Annotated in this window: 20 protein-coding genes; all 20 read right to left on the reverse strand. The window is 40.8% G+C overall.

What is annotated here, in order from left to right; all coding sequences use genetic code 11:
- Positions 1–6: 6 nt before the first annotated feature.
- Complete coding sequence (locus BPOF4_RS09815; RefSeq protein WP_012958993.1) at positions 7–747, reverse strand: hypothetical protein; 741 nt, start codon at positions 745–747, stop codon at positions 7–9.
- 148 nt (positions 748–895) lie between these two features.
- Positions 896–1,192: a hypothetical protein gene (locus tag BPOF4_RS09820; protein ID WP_012958994.1), complete on the reverse strand. Its 297-nt coding sequence runs from the start codon at positions 1,190–1,192 to the stop codon at positions 896–898.
- Between the two features lie 60 nt (positions 1,193–1,252).
- Entirely contained in the window at positions 1,253–1,771 is a 519-nt protein-coding gene (locus tag BPOF4_RS09825; protein WP_012958995.1) for an NUDIX hydrolase, read from the reverse strand.
- Positions 1,772–2,147: 376 nt separating this feature from the next.
- Positions 2,148–2,657, reverse strand: a complete 510-nt coding sequence (locus tag BPOF4_RS09830; RefSeq protein ID WP_012958996.1) for a DUF3231 family protein — start codon at positions 2,655–2,657, stop codon at positions 2,148–2,150.
- A 148-nt stretch (positions 2,658–2,805) separates the two neighbouring features.
- Positions 2,806–3,018 carry a hypothetical protein gene (locus BPOF4_RS09835; RefSeq protein WP_012958997.1) on the reverse strand — a complete coding sequence of 71 codons (213 nt, stop codon included), beginning with the start codon at positions 3,016–3,018 and terminating at the stop codon, positions 2,806–2,808.
- A gap of 375 nt (positions 3,019–3,393) precedes the next feature.
- Entirely contained in the window at positions 3,394–6,483 is a 3,090-nt protein-coding gene (locus tag BPOF4_RS09840) for a carbohydrate binding domain-containing protein (RefSeq protein WP_158305566.1), read from the reverse strand.
- A gap of 146 nt (positions 6,484–6,629) precedes the next feature.
- Entirely contained in the window at positions 6,630–9,797 is a 3,168-nt protein-coding gene (locus tag BPOF4_RS09845; protein WP_012958999.1) for a hypothetical protein, read from the reverse strand.
- Between the two features lie 101 nt (positions 9,798–9,898).
- Positions 9,899–10,909, reverse strand: a complete 1,011-nt coding sequence (locus BPOF4_RS09850; RefSeq protein WP_012959000.1) for a LacI family DNA-binding transcriptional regulator — start codon at positions 10,907–10,909, stop codon at positions 9,899–9,901.
- A gap of 554 nt (positions 10,910–11,463) precedes the next feature.
- Complete coding sequence (locus BPOF4_RS09860) at positions 11,464–12,063, reverse strand: YesL family protein (RefSeq protein WP_012959002.1); 600 nt, start codon at positions 12,061–12,063, stop codon at positions 11,464–11,466.
- A 571-nt stretch (positions 12,064–12,634) separates the two neighbouring features.
- The gene (locus BPOF4_RS09865) at positions 12,635–13,486 is read right to left on the reverse strand and encodes a carbohydrate ABC transporter permease (RefSeq protein ID WP_012959003.1); all 852 of its coding nucleotides are present in this window, start codon (positions 13,484–13,486) and stop codon (positions 12,635–12,637) included.
- Positions 13,487–13,497: 11 nt separating this feature from the next.
- Positions 13,498–14,415, reverse strand: coding sequence for a carbohydrate ABC transporter permease (locus tag BPOF4_RS09870; RefSeq protein ID WP_012959004.1), 918 nt, complete (start codon positions 14,413–14,415; stop codon positions 13,498–13,500).
- A 218-nt stretch (positions 14,416–14,633) separates the two neighbouring features.
- A complete protein-coding gene (locus BPOF4_RS09875; RefSeq protein ID WP_012959005.1) occupies positions 14,634–15,950 on the reverse strand; it encodes an ABC transporter substrate-binding protein in 1,317 nt (438 codons plus the stop codon).
- Between the two features lie 180 nt (positions 15,951–16,130).
- Positions 16,131–17,474, reverse strand: a complete 1,344-nt coding sequence (locus tag BPOF4_RS09880; protein ID WP_012959006.1) for a GH1 family beta-glucosidase — start codon at positions 17,472–17,474, stop codon at positions 16,131–16,133.
- 344 nt (positions 17,475–17,818) lie between these two features.
- On the reverse strand, positions 17,819–18,499 hold the full coding sequence (locus BPOF4_RS09885) for an AIM24 family protein (RefSeq protein ID WP_012959007.1): 681 nt from the start codon (positions 18,497–18,499) through the stop codon (positions 17,819–17,821).
- 339 nt (positions 18,500–18,838) lie between these two features.
- Positions 18,839–20,503: a multicopper oxidase family protein gene (locus BPOF4_RS09890; RefSeq protein ID WP_012959009.1), complete on the reverse strand. Its 1,665-nt coding sequence runs from the start codon at positions 20,501–20,503 to the stop codon at positions 18,839–18,841.
- A 122-nt stretch (positions 20,504–20,625) separates the two neighbouring features.
- Positions 20,626–20,970 carry an AbrB/MazE/SpoVT family DNA-binding domain-containing protein gene (locus tag BPOF4_RS09895; protein WP_012959010.1) on the reverse strand — a complete coding sequence of 115 codons (345 nt, stop codon included), beginning with the start codon at positions 20,968–20,970 and terminating at the stop codon, positions 20,626–20,628.
- Positions 20,971–21,170: 200 nt separating this feature from the next.
- Complete coding sequence (locus BPOF4_RS22210; protein ID WP_012959011.1) at positions 21,171–21,329, reverse strand: hypothetical protein; 159 nt, start codon at positions 21,327–21,329, stop codon at positions 21,171–21,173.
- Between the two features lie 15 nt (positions 21,330–21,344).
- Positions 21,345–23,726 carry a heavy metal translocating P-type ATPase gene (locus BPOF4_RS09900; protein ID WP_049779927.1) on the reverse strand — a complete coding sequence of 794 codons (2,382 nt, stop codon included), beginning with the start codon at positions 23,724–23,726 and terminating at the stop codon, positions 21,345–21,347.
- A gap of 134 nt (positions 23,727–23,860) precedes the next feature.
- Positions 23,861–24,070: a copper chaperone CopZ gene (copZ, locus tag BPOF4_RS09905; RefSeq protein WP_012959013.1), complete on the reverse strand. Its 210-nt coding sequence runs from the start codon at positions 24,068–24,070 to the stop codon at positions 23,861–23,863.
- 126 nt (positions 24,071–24,196) lie between these two features.
- On the reverse strand, positions 24,197–24,475 hold the full coding sequence (locus BPOF4_RS09910; protein ID WP_012959014.1) for a metal-sensitive transcriptional regulator: 279 nt from the start codon (positions 24,473–24,475) through the stop codon (positions 24,197–24,199).
- Positions 24,476–24,481: the final 6 nt, after the last annotated feature.

Below are 24,481 nucleotides of genomic sequence, written 5' to 3' on the forward strand. Positions count from 1 at the left end.
GGTTATTTACATTTGCTCGAGCCAGGCGGGCATGCCGTCGCGGTCTCTGACTATTCTTCTTTTCTCTTCTGCTAGTTTGGCAAGCAGTGTGCCGTAAAAGTACGAATAAATGGAAGACTGTATCTTTTGTTTTTTGTACTGTTGAATGACTTGCTTAAAGGTTTGAATAATAAGTGGAAGGTGGTTTTCAATCGAATCTGTGAATTTCATTCGTTTGAAGGAAGCTTCGGCAATCGACCAAAGTTTAAAAGAAAGATTCGGCTCCCAGTCAGTGAATGGGGCTGTTGCTTTAGTGAACTCTTGTGGAACGGATGGATGAACTGTTTTCTGAGAGACTGGATTTACTTTTTTGAGGAGTATGGGAGTTGTTAGTTGGATTGGTGATTTTTCTGAAGATGTAAACTGCTGAAAAATGTAAATGCTATGATGGTATCCGCCCGTTTCTCGGATCGTATGATGCATGGTGATGATCCCTAGTTTCCGAGCTTTCACGAGCATCCTCTCAAATGTTGACCGCGATACCGGGTTTCCACTTGCATGGGCCGCTGCAAGCATTTTGCACACGGTAGACACCGCGACACCGCGATGTGGAATACTTGTTCTGATTAATTGATTCAAGGCAATTCGCTCACTCGTGGTAAAGCATTCAGTATAAAATGCGAGATGCTGCCTGACCTCTTTTTTAAAGTGATCGTCTGTTTGAAAAGGACTTAACTGTTTGTAATTTTCTTTAGTAACGTTTTGCATTTGCTGCCTCCTTATAGTTGGTAGGCAAAGCATAACTGAGCATAATAAAAACCGCATGTAGATAAAATTGCAAAACATTGGTTCAGTACATAGGCAAAATGGATTTTTCGCCTAGGACAAAACGTTATTTTGAGGGGTAGATTGGGGGTCATTTTGGGAAAATGGGTGTTTTAATTTTTATAAACAAGAAGCCTTGGAAGAATGACACTTCCAAGGCTTTAAAATGATAGCTTATTATCTTAAGTAGGTCATCATCACAAGCAGCAGCGGGATGCTGATTAGGAAAAATACGATCGTACCTAGATTTCTTAGGTGTTTGAAGTAAATAAATGACTACTCCACCCCCAAGAATACCTAATGAAACGAACCCCGAAACGGTTGTTTGAAAGATGATATAGTTAAGAAATGCGAGAGGGATCAAAAATACTAATAGGATTCTGATCATTGTTGTCACCTCTTTATACGTACCAAAGTAAATAGACGATATGAAAAGCCGAAAAGAATTCTACCCTTGAATCGTTCCTCGCTTGTCTCGACTGTCAAATAGCAGGTGGATAAGACTTTCATAGTACGGTAGAAACTCCTCATTTTTGATCAACTTTAAAATCTCTTCCTTGCTTGCCCATTTCACGTTTTGAACTTCTTCATACTGTAAAGTGAGCGTATGTATTTCCACATCTTTTTGGATTAAATAAAAGTCATCAAATCCATACTCAAAATTTATTGTGAAGTGAGGTCGGATGTGCTTAAAATCCACTTTCAACCCAATCTCTTCATGTAATTCTCTTTCTGCAGCAGCTTGACTAGTATCCCCTGCTATAGCACTCCCTCCTGCAGTAAGATCCCACAGATTAGGCCAGCCTTCTTTAAAGGACTGCCTTTGTTGAATGAGCATTTGCTCATTTGAATTAAAAATGCATACATGAATAATTAAATGAAAATCTCCAGGTCCAAGCTCTTTGCCCCGGATCCATGTGCGCTCTCTTTTTTCCCTATTTATATCATAGACATCCCATAATTCCACAAGTGTACCTCCTGCTTTGAGTTTATATAGTTACAGATAAAGCCTATTAATCTTTATACAGTGAGCGCAACAAATGATGTTGATTAAAACCGTACTCAAACCGTTTACTTTGTACTGTTCCATTCGTTGTTTAAGGTTGATTTCTCTTAATTTCATGACTCCCCCTAATTAAATATTTCCTAAAATTAATATCCCTCTTCAGTTTAACATTAATTTCCTTTTCATTAACTTAAAAAACATACCTTGTATAAAGAGGGCAGCCGTTGAGACAAAAAAGGGAGACACCTATTCGTATATGAATGGTATCTCCTGTATGGTTGTTATTTGGTGTTTTCTCACCAGCAGCCGAAACTGTAAGCTTTGTTAGTATTAATCATTAATCACATTTCTTACTCATGTGTAATGGCGGCGGAATTAACCAGCCTTTTTCTTTGTTTAGCTTTAGCACTTTAGCACCGAACTGAGCTTTTGCTGTGTGGAATTGGCCATACATCATAGCGATATCTTCTCTGATCGATTGTCCCATCGCTTGACTGCATGCAACAAGGCCTGCTGCTGTGTCAGCTGACAATTTCGCTCCGATTTCTGGGTCCATAAAACGAGCTCCTGCTGGAATTGACTCCAGATCAGCACATGGACGTTCCGGTGAAGCTTGAGGAAGCCCTACTCCATTTGCTTTAAGCAGCTCTTCTAATTGCTTGTTCTCATTTTGTAACCCTTCAATACCTTCTTGAACAAGCTTTTGTAAGTCTTGATCGCCCGCATGATTTAGTAACGATTGGTAGCCAGCAATCATTCCGTTATTTGCAAGTACATTGCTCCATACCGTAAAAACTTCCCCGTAATGCATTGGCTCATCTTGCGGATTCCCACTTAGAATACCCATAACGACACTCCTCGCAAATTTTTGTAAGTTCATCATATACCTCGTTTCAGGTGAGGATTGACATGTTACAGGAGTTATCTTTTGCATGAGAGCAGTCCTTTATGCATTATTAACATAAGAATGGGGCATTATAAATAAGGTACTCCAGCTAAGAATCCAGCTTTTCTTGATCTTTTTTCCGATACATGGACCAGTTCATCCATGCCAAAATAATAAAACTTAATGCCATAATACCAAGCTGCAGCGGATCGCGGTTAAAACCAAATAAGAGGTTTATTGCTGCCGCGATAGGAATGAGTAATAAACAGATGATGGCGAGTACTTTATAAAATGTCCGATTTTCTTTTGTTGATGGATTCACGGTTTCACCTCGATTTAAGGAAGATTTTAGCAATGGTTTACAGTTAGGATTGTAACATATTTGTTTATCCTTCGCCTTACCTCGTTATTTTGCCGGTATCGGCCTATGTTTATATTAGCTGTTCATTTAATTGTATTTTTTTAAATCATTTATGCTCTGGTCTACTGCTTAATTGCGCGGGTTCAACAGATTTATGCGTCCGTTGCGGCTGCTATTGCGCCACTCGCTGCTAAATGCGTCTGTTCGCTTGTGATATGCGTCAGTGTGAGTCGCAATAGTATCTACTTTTACAGTAATTGCGCCCAGCTAGCTTCATCCACCGCACACAAACAGAAAAAGAAGCTGTCAACTAAGACAGCTCCCTTACATCAATCATTATTTGTCTTTATCTTTCTTGTCTTTCTTGTCTTTATCCTTCTTATCCTTCTTCTCTTTCTTATCCTTACCTTTACCTGGCTTATCCGTTACCGGCTCTTCATTTCCTGGTTCCTCTGTACCCGGCTCCTCTTCCATTGACCCGCCGTGTAAGGCATCTTGTGCGCCTTTTACTTCGAGGATGACATTATCGATAACAATGTCATGTGCTTCTCCGATTATTTCTCCTGCTACTTTTCCGACTAAGAAGCTCAGTGTAACTGAATCACTTGCCGGCATCTCAAATTCATGGCTGAATGTTTGCATCGTTTGATCTAATTGGACGATGTCTTCAAAATAACGATGATAATTTGGTGCCCCGTTGTCGACGACTAGTTCAATTTTTCGGTCCAAACTCGCTCTTGCGTCGAATTGTAAAACATAGGTTTCTCTTGCCTTAAGTTCCATCTCCTGCTGAGATAAGGAGATATCCCAAGGGTTTTCCCCTTCGTTAGTGATCGAAATAACTGCTTCCCCGTCACGTTCTTCAAAGCTCGCTTGTGACGGCCCGTCATAGACTCCTTGAACATGTTCATTCCAGTTTTCTAAACCGGATGAAAAATCACCATTAGCTAGCGGGAAGTACTTTTCTCTTTCACCTTTTACTTCTAATCTTACTTGATCAATCTTCACTTCGTGCGGGCCGATTGCTGCTGCGTCCCCTACTTTACCCATTAAATACTTTAGGTCGACAAGGTCTGTTTCCGTCATGTTAAATTCAAACGAATAGGTCTGGACCTCAGGCGTTAACGAAATCACCTCATCGACATATCGTTCATATGCACTATTTTCAAGCACGACTTCTAGTTCTCGTTCTACTGTAGAGGAGGCAACAAACTCTAGAATATACGTTTGATTCGCTAGCAGCTGCATTTGATTTTGCATTAATAGTACATGCCACGGCTCAAATCCTTCATTTTCGATCGATGCTGCTGCCATTCCCTCTTGATGCTTAATTTCAGCTATGGATGTACCTGCCTCATGATCTCCTTGAATATGTGTATCCCAGTAGTTCAGACCATTGACAAATGCACCATTTTTAAGCGGGAAGCTTTCATCAAACGTTAATCCGTCAAATATGTCAGTTAAACGTTCAAGTTTGATTGAATCGATTACTACATCATGAGCAGATCCGCCAAGATAAAACACTAATTGTCCTTCAACATCTGTCGTATCAGGCATTGTAAACGTCATGACGTGTTCATTCATTTCTATGGTAATGGTTTCAGTTCCTTCGAAATAACTGATTGTTCCGTCTTTACTAAGCAAGGCTGCTCCGATCTCTCTTGCTTCATCTGCTCTTGCTTCAAATGACAATTGATATTCATTGTTTGCTAGAAGGTTCATCCCGTTTTGTGTGAGAGTGATCGCATCAGTACTCGCTCCGCCATCTGAAATTTGTACATGAAGCTCACGTTGATCAGGATCAACCGATGCTTCTGCTTCGGCGCCATTTGTCTCGAAGTTCCAGAAGGTCATACGATCCATGCGGCCTAAATCAAAGTTTCCATTGTACACATGGTTTCCATTTCTTAATGGATTTTTAGGAGCATCTTCTTGGTATGGATCTTCGGCATCTACTTCCTCAAGCGTCACATTCCCTAACCAAACAGGATTTGTGTTGAGGCCCATATTAAATTCTAAACGCGAGAGAATATCTGTATCATGCTGCATTTGAAACACTAATTCATACGTTTTCACTTCATTAGACAGTGTATAATCACGATTTGGTGAGTAAGCAGTATAGCCGCGGTCAGGCCCCCCGCCAAGCTTTACATTCAGTGGACGGGCTGTCGTAGATTTAGCATCAAAGCTCAGCTTATACCAGCGTCCTTTGCCTAGTGTGACATTTTGAATCATCTGGACGGAATATGACTGGCTTCCGCCGCGTGCAATATCTACTTTGGCAAAACGATCTCCATTTAAATCTTCAATGGAAGCAGAAGCTTGTCCATTGAACTCTGATAAATACACTAAGTTCCAATAATCCTTATTCCACTTCTGGTCAAGCTCTGCACCCGTTGCAATCGTTGTTATCTCCTGTTCAAAGCTTGAATCATACACAAAATTGCCGTCTATTGCTTCTTTCGCATTTTCAGGCAGCTCTTCTGCCTCAAATACTGGCTCAACCGGCTCTCGGTAATCACGTCCTTCAAGCTCATATACTTTAACGTAATCAACCAGCATCTCACCTGGGAAATCAGTTGTCGCATCAGGGTTTCCGCCATACCAGCCGCCAATCGCTAAGTTTAGAATGAGATAAAACTCTTGATCAAACGGAGCAGGGTAGGCAAATGGTGCAGGGCTGCCTGCACCTTGTGAGCTCCAGTTATTCAGCGTTTGGTACAGTTCGCCGTTAACATACCAGCGGATCTCACCTGGCTCCCATTCCACCGCGTACACATTAAAGTCAGTTACATCTTGTCCTTCCGGAAAATGATAATCTTTTGCTGTGTATGTGTTATTCGGCCATTGTCCGCCGTAGTGGATTGCCCCGCCGATTTCATTAGGCCGTCCGCCGGCATTTTCCATAATATCAATTTCACCTGATGCAGCCCAGCCGCCATATACATCATCCTCTGGCATCATCCAAAATGCCGGCCAGTAGCCTTGTCCTTCTGGAAGGGCCATTTTCGCTTCGAATTTGCCATACTTTTGCGAAAATTTACCCTGTGTATGGATCTTTCCTGAGGTATAATTGTACGTTCCATGTTCATCTGAAACCGTTTCTTCCTTGCCCGTAAGAACAAGCTTGCCGTTTTCTACTCTTACATTATCTTGTTGATATGATTGCAGTTCTTCATTTCCCCATCCTGACACATATGTCCCATTTGAATCAACGAAGCCATTTCCTGTGTCATAGCTCCATTTGTCTAAATCTAAGTCTGTTCCTTCAAAATGATCCTCCCAAACAACTTTCCATTCGTCGCTTGACTTATCGTTCAAATCTTTCGTACCGTTTTGCTCTCCGGCAGCTTGTGCGTTGATGTTCATGCTAATAAGTGAAGCAGCCATAACTGTTCCTGCAAGTAAACGTAGTGATTTTTTCACCTGATTTTCCCCTCCCATTTTTTGTTGTTTCAAGCATTCCAACCAACAGCCACTCCTCACCTCCTTAAGAGATATACCGAAAGCGCTTTCAGATCTTGTTAAAAGAGGCAGAGAAGGAGTTGTCATTCCCTCTCTGTCCTTACTTTTCAGCTTAAATGAACGTTGATCTTGCTTACATCACGGCTGCGTACCGCTTGAGCAAGTTCTCCAGTCACTTCATTTGCACGTACTTCTTTTACTGCCCCATCTTTAAACGTAAGCTCAATGACAGATGGAGATACTGCGTCTTCACCGTACGTAGATTTCTTTGCGCTATTACTATACGTGACACGGATCTCGCCAAGGAAGTTGAACGTGACTTCTCCATTCTCATCAAACATCCAATCAGGCAGACGCGGAGATAACTCTAATGCCAGCTCGCCTTCTTTAACCGTAAATGGCGAGCCTCCTGTCATCATTACAAACCACATATTCATCAGTTCAATCGTTGAGCCGCTTAGACGTGACACAAATCCTTTGCCATGCAGCTCTTCATTTGGATTGGCACTGCTTGCGATAAATGAAGAGTTCTCTAAGATACTTCGGCCATACATTTCTGGATCTAAAAATGGAATGAGCGCTTGTTTCATGTCCTCATAAAACTCATCATATAGACCTGATTTAAGGGTTGCGAGCAAATACTTATATTCCATATGAAGGAAAATAGATTCATTTTCCAGCCAGCCAGGTGTAAATGATTTTACTCGGCCAAGTTCATTAGGCTCACTGTTAATGCTCATAGATGTTTTGTACATCTTTAGTTTACGGTCATAAATGGCTGACTGCTTCACTTCATCGTATAAGGCCTTAGCTGAATCACGGTCATCTGTTAGCTTTAACTGCTTTACAACTCCCTCTAAATATGGAGTGACTGCTTTAGGCGACCAATCAAACTCAAGACGCTCAAGCGATTCTTGTGTGAGCTCTTCCTTTGGTTCAAAGTAGAAATACGTCGGGCTGAATGGTTTCGCATATGACTCAACACGTTCGATTCCTGTGTCAACTCGTTTAGCCAACTGCTTCACATATTCTTTGATTTCTTTTACGGTGTAGGTAACTTCCTGACCGCTTATTCCTGCATACACGTTTTCACGATACGCTTCTCGGTGTGATGTGACTTGCTTCCAGTAGCGTTGTTCTGCTTCATCAGAGCCCTCTTCAACCTCTTTCATTTCACCTGCGACTTGTAGAAGGAACTCATTCACTTCAGCCGGCAGAGCAATCTCACCCTCACTTTCCACACTATCTAATAGCTTGAGCAGGCGTTTTAATTCATATAACTCAGACGTACTCGCCCCGATCATTCCAGGCAGTCCGTTTAATGAATCATTCCAGCCCGGCTTGTCCCCTTCCATCTCAATGCCTAACCCGAAAGGAGCCATTGTCGATGTTTTCACTAAAGCAAGTGTAATTAGTTTTGAATACAAGCTTGTACGATATATCTCTCCGCTTGCATCTTTGACCCAGAGGACGCCTTCATTTCGAGCCGCTTTTGCTGCTTTTTCCGCGATTTTCTCTACAGCTTCATATTGACGCAGACCGCTCTTTGCTAAACGATACTTCTCCCGGCGTGTTTTCACTCGTACAGGGCTGTCAAAGAATCGGTAGCCAGGCGTTAAGAAAAACTCGTCTGCTTTATCAGGATAAATAGCTAGATAACTATCAATTAAGTCTAAGTTATACGTCCAGTGATCGACCCAGTATCCTTCACCAAACTCTGCCTGCTGCAGCTCTTCTGATGCATGCATCACATAAGCAAGAAATGATTCAAACGGCTCGGATAAAGAAATGTTCTCATCTTCAACAAAATGCTTCAGCTCACCCGGTGTATAGCTTTTTTCAAGAAATGATTGGAGCTTGTCTTTGCCTGCTTCTACGTAGGCTGCTAGATTTAAGGTGCTGTTTACTTTAAGTCGTACTCCTTTAACAACAAGAGGATTATAGCCGTCAAGCTGAATCAGATTCATAAACAGTTGAACATTGTAATCTTTTACTCTTGGTTCAAGCAGCACATCACAGCGGCGGTTTTGATTGATATCGCGGTAATTCCCGTTCCCTTGAGAATAATAGGTTGGACTGATTGAGAAGAAGTTATAATCCCGCTCTAGGTCCCCGTGTTTTCTTGAGAATAAGTAGTACATTTTATGCTCGTTGTCACGTTCAACCACTAACGGGAATCCACCGCGCAAACCGTTGTCTAAATAGCTTTGCTTCACATACGCATCAAATAATGGCTGGCTCGTTTTCGTCGCCATTTTATTTGTAATCGAATCTGTAATTGTTTGGGCACGCGTCTTCATTTCACGAAGAGCTCTGATAGAAAGAATTTCTTTTACACCTGTATTTACAAGATCAAGGTTTTTTGCATATCCAATCACAGTGTATAGCTCGATCTGTTCATTTGTTTGCAGACTGGCTGATTCACAAGAGAATCCGCATGAAACTTTATTAGTCGTATGCTGCGGCTTGTCTTTTAAGGAGTGAAGCGGCTCTTTAATAAATGAACGCGGCACCTGCAGTGAGGTGTCACTCCCAAAGATCGCATCTTTATCAATAATCGGTTCTAGGTGTGTTTCCTCTGATGCTGGTGTACGTGAAAAGCTCGTATAGAAATGTCCGTGATGAATCTCTTTGACTTCAGCTGAATCTTCAATACTTCCTCTTAGTTGATAAAAAGGAATCTTATTTTCGATATTTTTGACATCGAACCAGCTTTTGATCGTATGGCCTAATTCTTTATAAGCTGCATGCGGCACACCGCTTGGAAAAATCGAAGGCAGACCGTCTACAATCTCAAACTCTCTTGCTGCATCTCCTAGATTCGTTAAAGTAACCGTTCTCACCAGGCCGGAAAAAGGCGCTTCAGGCAGGATGAAATATTCAACATTTAACTTAAATGCATGTTGATGATGGACGTATTCGAGTGCAAGCATATTCTCTTCGATTTTCATCGTTTCCTGCACATCATCCTCACCTGATGTGAGAGGAGAAAATGCTTCAATAAAGGTTTCCTTCCCAGCTTCTTTGACTTTAATAAAGGTTCTAAACCCTTGAATCTGCACCTGTTGATAGGATTTATCTGCAGGCATAAACTCAAGCATCGCATGATTTTTATCTTGGACACCAAAGCTTGCGATGCCTTGTCCGCGGTTCACATAGAATACCCACATTGGAATGCCGTCGACCCCTGCAATGCCGGGCAAGAAACTTGCAAACGGGGATATTTGCTGATAATTAGTGATCTCAAATCGTTTATGATCTTTTAATGTATACACGGTATCACCTTCTAAATATATCGTAGACTTTTACTAAAGCGCTTTCGGAGTATGCTATACGAATCCGTACAGACGAAAAAGTGAAAGAGTGTAGACCAATATTAAGAAATTGGTCTACAAGAGTTTCTTTCAATAAGAGTTACTGGAATTTTGATCGACATGTAATGCTTTTTCTTATCGTTAATTTGTTCTAACAACAAGCCGCAAGCAGTTTTTCCGATCAAGAATGTATCTTGTTTGATTGTAGTAAGCCCTGGCGTCATGTAACGAGCAATCTGGATATCATCAAAACCGATGACCGAGATGTCATTAGGGACGCTTAATCCTTGCTCTTGAATCGCAGTAATTGCACCTAGAGCCATTAAGTCCCCTGCCGCATAAACAGCTGTCGGTTTATCTTCTAACTTTAGTAAATTTTTCATTGCTTTCTTTCCACTTTCAAAAGTGAAGTACCCGCCATCTGCAATGTATTCATCTGGTATAGTAAGATTATGTTTGTTCATCGCTTGAATGTAGCCTTTTAACCTGTGGACGCCGACATATAAACTTTTGTGACCAGCAATATGAGCAATCTTTCTATGTCCAAGCTTATAAAGATGATCCACTGCTAGTTCACTTCCATGAATATTATCACTAAAAACGACACTTGCTCCTCTTGTATCAAGGTCAATGACGACAGAAGGAAGATCAGATTCCATTAATATATCAACATCTGGGGAATCCATGGTTGAACAAACGACCACAACTCCGTCTACGCCACGGTAGAGAAAATGATCTAAATACGATCTTTGCTCCGTGCCAATCTTGTTTGATGCAAACAAAAGATCGTATCCTTCTTTTTCGGCAGCCTTCTTGAAGCTTTCAATGACTGCATTAAAGAAAGGATGCTCAATCCCAATCCCAGAATCTTCGACAAATACAACGCCGATCGTCCAGGATTTTTTTGTTGATAGTGTTCTCGCACTAGAGCTCGGATAGTATCCCAGCTCTTCGACTGCTTCATTAATAATCCGCTTCGCTTTTTCACCAACATCAGTATAATTATTTAGCACTTTCGAAACCGTGCTGATTGAGTAGCCTGTTTTTTTCGCAATATCATAAATAGTAGCCATGTGTATCCCCCCTTTTCAGTTTTATTCTATTGTGAAATTTATAATTAAATAGTTGTTACGTCTGTCACCAACATAAATCTATTAACTAGCCCCCACATTGGTTGTTGATCTCCGCTGCAGGTACTCGCTTTCCGCGGGCGGTCCGGGAGCCTCCTCGGGCTTTCGCCCTGTGGGGTCTCCCTGGCCATGCACATCCCGCAGGAGTCTCGCACCTTCCGCTTCAATCAACGGAGGAAGGCTCTTGATAAACTGCTTCCTCATTATAAGCAGCTTCTAAAAACTTAAAGACTTTCGGTAGATGAAAGCAATTAAAATTAGAACTAAGCTCACTTCCGATATCATTCAACTATATTTTTGGAAAAAGCAATAACCTAGCGGATGAAATATACGGAGACTTCTGTGGGGCCTAGAGCAGGGGTGAGATCCCACAGGGCACAAGCCCGAGGAAGCTCACCGGCTCCCCACGAAAAGCGTAGTATATTTCAGGAGCGGCGAGTTCGCTAAAACACATACTTCCTTGGCTATTAGGAACATATCCACCAGCATTTTTTTCATCAAACCGCATTATACTTCTTAAAAACAGAATAATTCACATTCATCAGCACATAAGCAAACACACTAATCCCTATGACAAAGGACACTCTCGGGAAATTGACCACAATTAAAAAGTACGCAAGAAGCCAAACAAGCTGCGTAAGTGTCATTAATGGATGAGCAAAAACAAGTCCAAGTGATGCTTTAATATAAGAGAACGTTTTATATTCAAAATGCGCCATTACAGAAAATACATTTAAAAATGTCATTAGTACAATAGCTGCAATGGCCGCAATGACGAGGTAAACGAATAATTGTGTCGACTCACTGTAAAAATATCCAGCAAATGAAAAGTTTACATAAATAATATAAAACAATCCGATAAAGATTGCACCTACAATATTTGAACGTATAAATTCCGCTTTATAATATGTGAAATAACTTGAGAATAAATTGAACTGATTTCCTTTGATCCAGTCTCTTATGACTCGAAACAAAGCAAGGGTCGCCGGCATAAATCCAAATAAACCAAGCCCTGCTACAAAAAAGAACAGCCATAGGATATTCAGTGCAATAAACTTATAGACGACTTCGGTTATTTGAACGATTAACTTGCCCATTTGAAACCCTCCTTCTAATTAAGAATACTTATTGTGCGGTTTATTTCACTAGTTGCTAGTTCTATTACAGACCCTGGATATCTATTGGCCACGCACATACTGAAAAAGTCTCCCCTGCAGTAGTTGTTGATTTCCGCTGCAGGCACTCGCTTTCCGCGGGCGGTCCGGGAGCCTCCTCGGGCTTTCGCCCTGTGGGGTCTCCCCTGGCCACGCACATCCCGCAGGGCACAAGCCCGAGGAAGCTCAGCAGCTCACCGCGGAAAGCGAAGCATAATTCAGCAGCGGCGAGTCTGCAATACACCATGTTTGAGGCACTTTATGTGTGAATCTAAAACTACTTCTTTCCACAACATAATCTCCAAATAAACATACCTTAGCGGATGAACGATACGTAGACTCCTGTGTGGCCTAGAGCAGGAGTGAGATCCCGCAGGGCCAAAGCCCGAGGAAGCTCACTAGCTCCACACGGAAAGCGTAGTATCGTTCAGCAGCGGCAATTCCGCTCTAACCAATGTTGAAGGGAATTATCTTATATCAATCTTAAATAGACACCGCAAAGAGCTGATGGTGATCAGCTCTTTACTGCTCCTTCTGATAAACTTTGAATGAACAAACGGTTAAATAATAGGAAGACAATTAGTAATGGTACTGTTGCCCAGAACGTACCAGACATTATCATACCATAATCCATCTGTCTGGAATCATTTAATGCACGAAGCGCTACTTGCAACGTGTGCATTGATGGATCGCGAAGAACAACAAGCGGCCATAGGAAGTCATTCCACACATGCATGAATACGATAATTCCTAATGTCGCAAACGCCGGAAGTGTCATCGGTACAACAATATTCCAATAAATTCGGAAGTTCGAGCAGCCATCAATTTTTGCTGCTTCAATCATTTCAAACGGTACACTTTCTTTAATATACTGTCTCATCCAGAAGATACCGAATGCATTTATTAAACCAGGAATGATCAATGCTTTGAAGTCATTTAACCAGCCTAATGTTGTAATAATATAATATTGTGGAATTAACCCAAGCTGCGGCGGGACCATCATCGTAACAAGAATCATCACGAATAATACGTTTTTCCCTTTGAATTCTAATTTAGCAAAGGTATACCCAGCTAGGGAACATAAGAATAATGTTCCAATCGTAATTGTCGTTGAGACAAAGAATGAGTTCCACATCGCACCGAAGAAATCAATATTACTCGTTACCTTCTGAAAATTCTCAACTAAATGTGTACCTGGTGTAAATGGCGGCGGTACTGAATTGATGTCTCGGTTTAATCGTGTTGCCATAACGAACATATAATAAAAGGGAAACAGGGAAACTAAAGATCCAGTGATCAAAAACAGATAAACCAGAACCTTATTAAGTGAAAATTTCCCTTCTCCAACTTCTTTTTTAGCTGCCATGCCAATCCCTCCTAACTAATCTTTTTTGATCGGCCGATTCTGTTTGTAATCCATAGGTTAATTGCAGTTAACGTAATAATGATTAAGAATAAAACGATGGCTGCAGCTGATGCGGTTCCAAAGGAATTGTAAACAAACGCATCTCTCCATAAGTACGCAACCATTGTAATCCCCTCTTCACGTAAATTACGTCCTAAGAAAATTAATGGCTCTGTAAATAATTGAAAGCTTCCGATTGTTGCTGTGAACACAACAAACATCGTAATCGGCTTAAGCATAGGAAGAGTAATGAGACGAATTTGCTGGCTCAATGTAGCCCCGTCCATTTTTGCTGCTTCATATAATTCTTTTGGAATACTTTGCATCCCTGCTAAGAAAATAATCGTGTTATAACCAACCCATCTCCAGAATACCATCGTTGCAATGGCAATCTTTACAGGCCAGTATTCAGCATCCCAGCGAATAGGCCCTACATCAAAGAAGCTTAAAATATAGTTTGCAAATCCAAACGGCTGATTATTGAATACAACACCGAAGATGATCGCTACTGCTACAATGGATGTAATATACGGCAGGAAAATCATCGTTCTAAATGTGTTACGAAAACGAATCAATGTAGAATTAAGTGCAAAGGCTATTAAAATAGCAATGATAATCTGCGGTAAGGTTCCCATGATCCCAATAATGAACGTGTTTTTGATAGATGAATAAAACACTGGATCATTAAAGATAAATTCAAAGTTTTTAAATCCATTGAATGTCATTGGATTTAATCCATCCCACCTAAAGAAGGATAAATAAAAGCTGAATATCATTGGGAATAGCCCAAAGATCGCGAATAGAATGAAAAAAGGAGAAATAAATAAGTAGGCTGATAAAGCGGTACGTCGTTTTTCTGTCAGCCATTTGGCTTTTTTAGTTGTCTCCAATCGTATGTACCTCCCTGCAAAATAATTTGACTGCTGTTAGAATGGCTTGCTGGTTTTCGAGAGTGGCTTATATTGCCTATGGTCACTTAAAAGTTCATTTATAGGTGTAGAAGCCAGCCTCGAAACGATGAAATCCTAGTCCAACAAGCAAGATAACTGTCCATTTCATTGTGAGTGAGAGGGAATGCCTGGGTAGTCAGGCATCCCCATTCACTTAGTTATTGTCTGTCCAGAATACGCTCCATACGTACTAGCGCTGCTTCCCACTCTTCTTGTGGATCGCTGCCTGCTGCTACGTTATCAATCGCTTCTTTCACTTCGCCGTCAACTGGGTAGTAGTTTCTGCCTTTGTATACAGGTACAACCGCTTCTGCAGCTTCAGAGAAGATTTGAGCAACTGGAGCACCACCGAAATACGAATCTTCATACTCTAAGAATTCAGGCATTTCATATACAGCTGGGGCTGATGGGAATAAACCGTAATCTAAGAATGCTTTTAGCTGCTGTTCTGGAGCAGTAAGCCACTCAATAAATTTATACGCTTCTTCCGGATGCTCACTCTCAGCTGGAACTGTTAAGTAAGAACCGCCCCAGTTTCCCGCACCTTCAGGCATTGTCGTTAGAGACCATACGCCTTCTTCAGGGCTGTTATCTTTAATAACCCCTTGCATCCAAGCAGGAGCTAACATTGTTGCATAGCTTCCTTCATCCATTCCAGCGAACCATTCAGGCGTCCAAAGCGGAATATTTCCAATTAAATCTTGGTCAAGTAAACTAGCTACATAGTTATAAGCATCGCTGATTTGGTTATGCTCTTCTACGATTAGCTCATCGTCTGTGTTGAAGTATTGCTCCGTTGCTTGGTCACGTCTTGCATTGTATACAAGCTCCGCTCCATCAACCATTTGCTTTCCTGTTTTCTCTTGAATTTCTTTGGCTACATTTTCAAAGTCATCCCACGTTGCAACTAAATCAGATACAGCTTCTGGTGACGAATCAAAGCCTGCTTCTTCAAAGACATCTGTGCGGTAGAACATTACAGTTGGTCCAATGTCTGTTGGCAGTCCGAACAGGAAGTCGCCGTCTGCATTTTCACCATTTTGCCAAACCCAATCAAGGTAGTTCTCAGACACTTCTTCTGCTCCGAGATCGTATAGGTTTGTAAACGCATGTTCAGCATTACGGTATCTTTCGATTTGAGCTTCTTCGATCATCGTGATGTCAGGAGCACCCGTCCCAGCAGAGATCGATGTAAATAAGTTATCATGTAAATCATTCATATCACTGTTTTGTAGGTTAATTGTTACATTTGGATTCTCTTCTACATATTCTTCAATTAATTTATCGTAGCCTGTATTACCGAACTCCCAAAAAACTAACTCAATGTCACCATCGCCAATTGTTTCTGACGTTGTGTCATCTCCTGCGTTATCAGTGTCACCGCCATCGCCGTTCGTGTTTTCATTTCCTCCACAAGCAGCTAGAACGGATAGAGCTAATACAGTTGTTGCTGTTAATCTCAAGAATTTTTTCATTTTTATTGCTCCCCCTTATACCAGTTATTTTCTGTCTGAAACAGTGATGTTATTTACTTTACAACAATTCTCTACCCCTCACCCCCCTTAATGAAGTAAAAGTAATAAAGGAAAAGGCTGCAATCTTAAGCTCGAATTAGCTACTAAAGCGCTTTAGTTCATTGTAAAAAAATATATCACTTACACTTCAAAGAAATTATTCGCAACCGTTTGTTTGTACCAGTAAAAGCTGTCTTTTTTCGTACGTTCGAGCGTTCTGTAATTCACGTGAACGATTCCAAAGCGCATTGTATAGCCTTCTGCCCATTCAAAGTTATCTAATAGAGACCAAGTAAGATATCCTTTAATGTTCACACCAGATTCGATGCTGCGCTGCAAAGCTACTAAATGCTGCTTCAAATAATCTGTGCGGCGATCATCTTTCACTTCACCGTTTTCCACACCGTCATTAATGCAAGCACCATTTTCCGTGATATAGATCGGAACATTTCCGTAATTCTCATTAATATGTGTTAACACTTTATAGAAACCTTCAGGGTAGATGTTCCAGCCAATATCTGTTTTTAAGTAGCCTGCATCGACTTTTTCGTGGTCGAATAATCCTTCATTTTCTTTGTAGCGTCCGACCCCGCCAGAGTAATAATTAATTCCAAGAAAATCGATCGGCTGTGAGATGATCTCCATGTCGCCTTCTTCAATTTGCAGTACCGCTCCCTTTTCTTCAAACCATTTCACCATGAAATCTGGGTACGTTCCTTTGAATACCGGGTCAAAGAACCAATCCATAAAATAGCCATTCACTCGCTTACATGCATCAATATCTTCTTCTTTATTGCTGTATGGCTCATTCCATTCAACATTCGGAGCGTAACCAATCTGTCCTTTTATTCCAAGTTCTCTAAAGCGAATAACTGTTTTGCCGTGTGCCACAAGCAGGTGATGCGCCACATTCATTGCTAGCTGCAAATCATTATTACCAGGAGCATGAGCACCTACGTAATTGGATAAGAATGACACACACCAAGGTTCATTAAACGTAATCCAATGCTTAATTTTCCCTTCGAATTCTTTGAACATTAACTCTGCATACTGCAAGAAGGCTTCAATCGTTTCACGGTTATCCCAGCCGCCTTTATCTTGAAGTGCTTGCGGAAGATCCCAGTGATAAAGGGTACACATCGGCTCGATACCTTTCTCAAGCAGACGGTCTACTAAGTTATGATAATAATCTAAGCCCTCTTGGTTTACTTCTCCAGTGCCTTCTGGAAAAATTCTCGGCCATGCCACTGAGAAGCGGTAGAAATCAACCCCAAGGTCGTCCATAATCTCAATGTCTTCTTCATACTTGTGATAGCTGCCGCAAGCGACATCTCCGTTATCTCCGTTTACTACTTTGCCTGGAGTTTTTGAAAATGTATCCCAAATCGATGTTCCTCTGCCGCCCTCATTTGCGGCACCCTCTATTTGATAGGATGCTGTAGCGACTCCCCATTTCATATCTTTAGGAAATTGGATAATAGTCATGTATGATAACTCCCTCCATATCGTTTTGAATATTCTGTCTAGTAAAAGCGCTTTCGTATTTAGCGAAAAAAATAAATTGCTATATTCTACAAAACGTAAAAGTAATCTTGGATCTTCGCCTGCCTATCAGCAATGCGCGATCTCGTTTATGTAAAATTGTTTAAGAAAGCCCTTTCGTAAAGTTATTATATACTCTCCTTTTCTAGTATGCAATACTTTTTTCGAAACCGCTTTCCTAATTTTTTAGAACAATTTAAATAAGACGCTGCCCTTTTTCGGACAGCGCCGCTGCAACAACCCATATAGCAAAGAATTAAAATACTTGGTGACTCACTAAAATTCTTTTATTTAGCCCCTTCAAAATATGGCTGAACAATGACAAAGCCATTTCCTTCAAACGCCATTTGAATGGACTCGCCGCTTCCTCTGCCTAAGAAGGTCCGGTAGTTCATATCGGTCTTAAATTTCGGTTCGAGATGACCTGACCAGGCGACAGTTGCACTAGGGTCTGTAAATACAGGCTTTCCAGGTTCAACGAGTAAGGTCAGCGGCTCGTAATGGGTTGTAATCGCTACTTTCCCACGCCCCTCTAAACCTATATTAAATAACCCTCCGCTCATCATCCCTGCTACCTTGCGCATCATATGAATATCCCAGTCAACTGAAGGCTCAAATGCTAACACGTCGTCTCCATTGACAGTGATCTTATCTCCAAGCAAATCTAAAATCGTAATCTTCTTTCCCTGATCCGATAAATAAAGGATGCCGTTTCCTTTCGCTTTCATCAGCTCGTTGCCTTCATTAGTAAAGGCTTTTTTAAACATCCGGTTTGCCCCGTGCTCAAGCATCCCTTCACGTTCAAAGCGAATATCCCCTTCATAGGCAATCATTGAGCCCATTTTAGACCAAATTAAATCATCAAGCTCCACTCTTAATATGCGGTCCGTCTCTAATCCGAACGTATCGTATTGCTTCTCTTTGTTCATCGTCTTTTGAATAAATTCTTGGATCGAGTATTCGCTCACTCCTGCCTCACCTCTTATTCGTTATCTATCACCCTATGCCAAGATTCTACCATTATATGGTTTAAGTGGTAAAGGGAGATGAGTTGGAGTGCTGAGTGTCTTGAGACTGACGCAATTATTATTGGACTAGATACAATTGCGAGTGACACCGACGCTATTGTCCTCTCAATCGGTGCAATACTAGCAGACTGACGCAATTGCGTCTGGAACCGGCGCAATAAGCTGTGGAAACCGCGCATAATAGGTGTGAAAAGATACAATTGTAACTACACTATCTGCGCGAACCTAAAAAACCCGAATGAGAGAACACTCCTCTCTACTCGGGCCATTGTTTATTTCTTATTCAGGTTTATTAGGAATATCAGGATCTACCGTGAAATCAGGTTCAAAATCTTTATAGCGAACTTCAGCCATCATTCCTGCATTCGCATGATGGAATTCATGACAGTGGAACATCCATATCCCAGGATTTTTTGCTTCAAACACAATTTCATACGTTTCTCCTGGTCTGACATTTAATGTGTCTTTTACAATAGGCGACCCAGAAATAGGAGTGCCATCTTTTGAAATGACGTTGAAAAATTCACCATGCAAGTGCATAGGATGATCTACTTCTGTGTCGTTTTCAATAGTAAACTTTACAACATCGCCTTCTTCCACTTCATAGCTTTCATGGTTTGGAAACTGCTTATCATTGATTGTAAAGGTTTCCCCTCCATCATCTGTTCCTAGAATCATGTCATATTCTTTTGTTATTTCGCCGTAATCTACTTCTTTTGTTTCACCGTAAGAACTTATATCAAAGAAAGAGGAGCTTGCTTCTTCAGTTTCAAGATCATTATCTTCATAACCTTCATAAACAAGTGGAACGATTGCATCTAATCTCTCTTTATTTTCTTCTGCATAAATTTGAATGCCCCACGCACCAGGTTGATCCAACTCAATTTCTACATCAAATCGTTCAGCTGGAGCTATACGAAATGGGGTACCTTCAATCGCCTCTGGTTCGTTTACAGCCTGTCCATCATAATGAGTAATTTTATAAGAGTGTCCAGGTATAGATACAATTTGGGTAAAGAGGCCTGCGTTAACAAAACGAAGCTTTGCTTTTCCATCTTCCTGTACCTCAATCGCTTCAATTTCAGGCGCTGCCTTCCCGTTAATTAAAGGGGTATCATACATGCGGTTCATCATTTCTGCATGAGTCATACCACCCATGTTATGATTCTCCCCTTCCTCATCAGAGTTCATATTTCCATGATTCATGTGTCCATCATTCATATTTTCGTGATCCATTTCGTCCTCATTCATACTTCCATGGTCCATGTCTCCATCATTCATATTTCCGTGATCCGTGTCGTTCTCATTCATATTACCATGATCCATGTTTCCATGATTCATTCCCTCGTGGTCCATATCACCCATCCCCATAGAAGACCATTCATCTATAACAATAACTTCGTCTATATCATAGTCTTCTTCATCTTTGGGCTCTACGATAAAGACTCCGTATAGTCCTTTATCTACTTGTCTAGCTCCATCTTGATGAGAATGATACCAATAGGTTCCTGGAATGTCTGCTTCATACTCATAGGTAAATGTTTCCCCAGGCATAATTGCATTTTGCGTAATACCTGGCACCCCGTCCATTTCATTTGGAACCGGAAAGCCATGAAGATGAAGGGCAGTAGGTTCATCTAATTGATTTTCTACATTGACGATCACTTTATCTCCTTCTTGAACTCTAATCTCTTCACCAGGTAAACTGCCATTATATGTCCAAGCATCTTCCATTACCTCTTCATTGAACATCCAATGGGTTTCTTCTACAGTTAAATTAAATTCTTTGACCCCCTCATTATTTGATGATGTGTTGATCGTTTCTTTATCCTCTTGAGTGACCTCCTCATCTGATACCTGCAGGTCAACCGCTTCATTTGAGCAGCCTGCTATTACGACGGCAAAAGCTGTTGCAATCCCTGTCGCTTTTAAAGTCTTTTTCATTATTGGCGCTCCTTTCTTAAATCCTTACACTCCTAAAATAAACAAAAAATATTTAGAAAATATGAAGAAACGATAGATATCTTAAAATTTATTATTGAAATTAGACAACCCTTGTCCTCTCGCTACATTTCTAATTTGTGTAGCAGTATTAAACCATCTTTTTCTTTTACATGAATACGAAAACGGTCACCTTTACAAAAGCCCGCACGCTTGGTTATTTCAGACGGGATCCGAATAGAGCCATTTTCACTAACGACCATTTTATTATCAACTAAAGATCCTATATCTTTTTTAATAAAAATGCTTGTTGTCCCAGGTACCAGACCAACAGTAATCAATACTCCTGGTTCAATTAGTAATGTTCTTCGAACGGTATGAGGAAGAGTGATATCTTGTCTGCTATTGAGTTTACAGTAAAAGGAATTTCCTTCTGTTTTTTTCATTGTTTCATCCTCTGTTCTACGCATCTCTTATCCCTCATTTCTAACGATCATCCTAAAGAATAGATGATATGTATTTAGAAAGTATTAAGATCTTAAGAAATCGAAAAAAAGCTGGATCTACTGAAAAGCAGACCACAGCTTTTTTAATCATTCTCTCGTTTCTTAATAAAAAACTGTTAAGGGCGTAGTGACTTTTTTTATCCCGTCACCATCTCATTTAAGAGTTAGGAAGAATGTTCTCCATGTTCAGTCTCCGATTGAGGGTGATGATCATGGAAGTCTCCTCTCTCAAATGGATCTTCTCCGGTAATTGCACCATATGCAACCATTACGAGCGCAACATACACAAATCCTGCTAACGCCCAATTTCTTTTATTGTACATAAAAGGGGCCTCCTTTTATTTTGTAAACTTCACTTTCTGTAAACGTAGAGCATTTAATACAACCGATACGGAACTAAACGCCATTGCAGCACCTGCAACCCACGGAGCTAACAGGCCGACTGCAGCAATTGGGATGGCAGATGTGTTGTAAATAAAAGCAAAGAATAAGTTTTGCTTAATATTTTTCATCGTTTTGCGGCTCATATGAATCGCATCTGCTACACTATTTAAATCGCCTCGCATAAGTGTGATATCTGCCGCTTCAATCGCAACATCTGTCCCTGTTCCAATGGCCATTCCAATGTCAGCAACTGCAAGGGCAGGCGCGTCATTAATCCCGTCGCCAACCATCGCTACTTTCTTCCCTTGCTCTTGCAGCTTCTTAACCTCAGAACTTTTTTGTTCTGGAATGACTTCTGCTATGACGTGCGTGATCCCAACTTGGCTGGCAATAGCCTTGGCAGTACGTTCATTGTCACCGGTAAGCATAATCACTTCAAGCCCTAAATCATGCATTCTTTCAATTGCTTCTTTTGAGGTTTCTTTTACCGTATCAGCAACCGCGATAATCCCTGCAAATTGACCCTCCACAGCTATGAGCATCGCCGTTTTCCCTTGGTTTTCTAGTTCTTCCATTAAAGAATCTGCGTTCTTCATAGGGACAGAATGTTGTTTCATTAAGTTTCTTGTTCCAGCTAAAATCTCTTTATTATCGACAATAGCCCGGATTCCATAGCCTGGAATTGCCTCAAAGTCCGTTGAGTCATTTAGACTGATCCCTTTTTCTTTAATTCCTTTGACCATTGCCTGAGCTAAAGGGTGCTCTGAATGTTTTTCGGCAGAGCCGACATAATATAAAACGTCTTCTTCAGTGAAGCCCTCAGCAATTTCTACATCCGTTAATTCCGGCTGTCCTTTTGTGACGGTCCCCGTTTTATCTAAGACGACCGTTTGGATGTTCTGCGTATTTTCTAAGTGTTCGCCGCCTTTAAATAATAGTCCCATCTCAGCTGCACGGCCTGATCCCGCCATAATAGAAGTTGGAGTAGCTAGACCTAGTGCGCATGGGCAGGCAATAACTAAAATGGAAATCATCGGAATCAATGCTTGACGTAAATCTCCGGGCGCAACAATAAAATACCAAATAAGAAATGTAGCAATGGCAATAGCTACTACGACTGGAACAAAGATTCCTGACACTTTATCCACTAAACGCTGGATGTCAGCTTTAGATCCTTGCGCCTCTTCAACAACTTTTACGATTTGTGATAGAGCTGTATCTCTACCGACTTTTGTCGCCTTTACTTTAATCGATCCGTTCTTATTAATAGTCGCACCGATCACGGAATCTCCTATACTCTTATCAACCGGAATACTCTCACCTGTAATCATTGATTCGTCTATGGCAGATCGGCCTTCGATCAACTCTCCATCAACTGGAACTTTTTCACCTGGCTTGATGATAACTACATCCCCCACAATGACTTCTTCTGCAGGAATTTCCACTTCTTCTCCGTTCCGGATGACCCGTGCTGTTTTGGCTTGAAGGCCAAGCAATTTTTGAATGGCTTGGCTTGTACGGCCTTTGGCACGAACTTCAAACAGCTTACCTAGCACAATTAAGGTAATGATCACTGCAGCTGCTTCAAAGTAAAGCTCAGGCATCCCTTGACCTCCGGCTGCCATCCATTCCCACCCTAAATAGATACTGTAAAAATAAGCTGCACTCGTTCCAAGCGCCACTAGCACATCCATATTGGCACTTTTGTTTTTTAGAGCTTGATAAGCACCCTTATAAAATTGAGCACCTACAATAAATTGAACGGGTGTTGCGAGTGCTAATTGCACCCATGGATTCATGAACATACCTGGCATATACAAAAACGCCGTCATTTCAAAATGAGTAACCATCGTCCATAAGAGCGGTAATGTTAGAATGGCTGAGAAGATAAACTTCCCGTATTGCTTTTCAATTTCTTTTTCTTTATGGTCGACCGTCTCCCTTGCATCTTGCTTGGGAATGAGTGTGAATCCTAATTTTTTAATTGTTTCTACCATTTCATTCGGGTTAATAGCCCGGTTATCATATTCAACGGAAAGAGTTTCTAATGCAAAGTTAACATTGGCAGATGAAACGCCCTCTAGTTTATTCATTCTTTTCTCAATCCGATTTGCACAAGCCGCACATGTCATTCCTGATATATCAAATTCAGTCTTGTCATGAATGACCTGATACCCTAGTTTCTCGATTTTTGCTTCGAACTCTTTCTTATCAACGACAGAAGGGTCATACTTAATTGTTGTTTTCTCAAGGGCAAAGTTTACGTTAGCTTCTTTTACCCCTTCGACTCTAGATAACCCTTTTTCTATTTTATTGGCACAGGCTGCACATGTCATGCCAGATATAGTTAAGGAAACTTCTTTTTGTTCCAATGTAAATCCCACCTAACCTTATACCCAGTATAGGTATATTTTTTTGAAAAAATATCGTGCTTCACAAGTAAGCACGACATTTTCCTAAATAGGGATGCTTATGATACTACATCATATCCTTGGTCTTCGATTACTTCCTTGATCTTTCCAAGGTTTAATTCGTTTTCGTTATAAGATACTTCCACTTGACCTTTATCAAGGGCAACCTTTACAGATTCAACTCCTGATAATTCGCCAACACTTCCTTCTACTGAACTTACACAATGCCCGCAAGACATTCCTTTTACTGTGAGTGTTTCTTGTGCCATTTTGAACCCTCCAAGAAATAGTTTTTAATCACTTCAACCTCAATATACTATACTAGGGTATAGTATTCAAGAAATAAATAAAAAGTAAAGTATTAATTGCTTTTTTACATCTAGTATGAAGGCTTATTAGAGCATTTTCTTCATTACATCCATTAGTTCATCAATTGCCTTTTCACCGTTATCATTTTTAATAGCATTGGCTACACAATGACGAGTATGGTCCTCGACAAGTCCTAAAGATACTTTATTTATAGCAGCTTGGATAGCTGAAATTTGAGTCAATACATCTACACAATAGCGATCATTTTCAATCATATTATGGATTCCTCTAACTTGTCCTTCTATTCGTTTCAATCGGTTTAGCATTTGCTGTTTATTCGGCTGGACTGTTTTTTTTGCTTCCATAACCAT

The organism is Alkalihalophilus pseudofirmus OF4, from assembly GCF_000005825.2.
Lineage (GTDB): Bacteria > Bacillota > Bacilli > Bacillales > Bacillaceae_D > Alkalihalophilus > Alkalihalophilus pseudofirmus.

Excerpts from the sequence above, each read along its gene's own strand:
- BPOF4_RS09910 (WP_012959014.1), bottom strand. The coding sequence starts at position 24,475 with ATGGAAGCAAAAAAAACAGTCCAGCCGAATAAACAGCAAATGCTAAAC.
- BPOF4_RS09830 (WP_012958996.1), bottom strand. The coding sequence starts at position 2,657 with ATGGGTATTCTAAGTGGGAATCCGCAAGATGAGCCAATGCATTACGGG.
- BPOF4_RS09865 (WP_012959003.1), bottom strand. The coding sequence starts at position 13,486 with ATGGCAGCTAAAAAAGAAGTTGGAGAAGGGAAATTTTCACTTAATAAG.
- BPOF4_RS22210 (WP_012959011.1), bottom strand. The coding sequence starts at position 21,329 with ATGTACAATAAAAGAAATTGGGCGTTAGCAGGATTTGTGTATGTTGCG.
- BPOF4_RS09850 (WP_012959000.1), bottom strand. The coding sequence starts at position 10,909 with ATGGCTACTATTTATGATATTGCGAAAAAAACAGGCTACTCAATCAGC.
- BPOF4_RS09820 (WP_012958994.1), bottom strand. The coding sequence starts at position 1,192 with ATGATCAGAATCCTATTAGTATTTTTGATCCCTCTCGCATTTCTTAAC.
- BPOF4_RS09880 (WP_012959006.1), bottom strand. The coding sequence starts at position 17,474 with ATGACTATTATCCAATTTCCTAAAGATATGAAATGGGGAGTCGCTACA.
- BPOF4_RS09895 (WP_012959010.1), bottom strand. The coding sequence starts at position 20,970 with ATGCGTAGAACAGAGGATGAAACAATGAAAAAAACAGAAGGAAATTCC.
- BPOF4_RS09875 (WP_012959005.1), bottom strand. The coding sequence starts at position 15,950 with ATGAAAAAATTCTTGAGATTAACAGCAACAACTGTATTAGCTCTATCC.
- copZ (WP_012959013.1), bottom strand. The coding sequence starts at position 24,070 with ATGGCACAAGAAACACTCACAGTAAAAGGAATGTCTTGCGGGCATTGT.
- BPOF4_RS09890 (WP_012959009.1), bottom strand. The coding sequence starts at position 20,503 with ATGAAAAAGACTTTAAAAGCGACAGGGATTGCAACAGCTTTTGCCGTC.
- BPOF4_RS09860 (WP_012959002.1), bottom strand. The coding sequence starts at position 12,063 with ATGGGCAAGTTAATCGTTCAAATAACCGAAGTCGTCTATAAGTTTATT.
- BPOF4_RS09900 (WP_049779927.1), bottom strand. The coding sequence starts at position 23,726 with ATGACATGTGCAGCCTGTGCCAATAAAATAGAAAAAGGGTTATCTAGA.
- BPOF4_RS09815 (WP_012958993.1), bottom strand. The coding sequence starts at position 747 with ATGCAAAACGTTACTAAAGAAAATTACAAACAGTTAAGTCCTTTTCAA.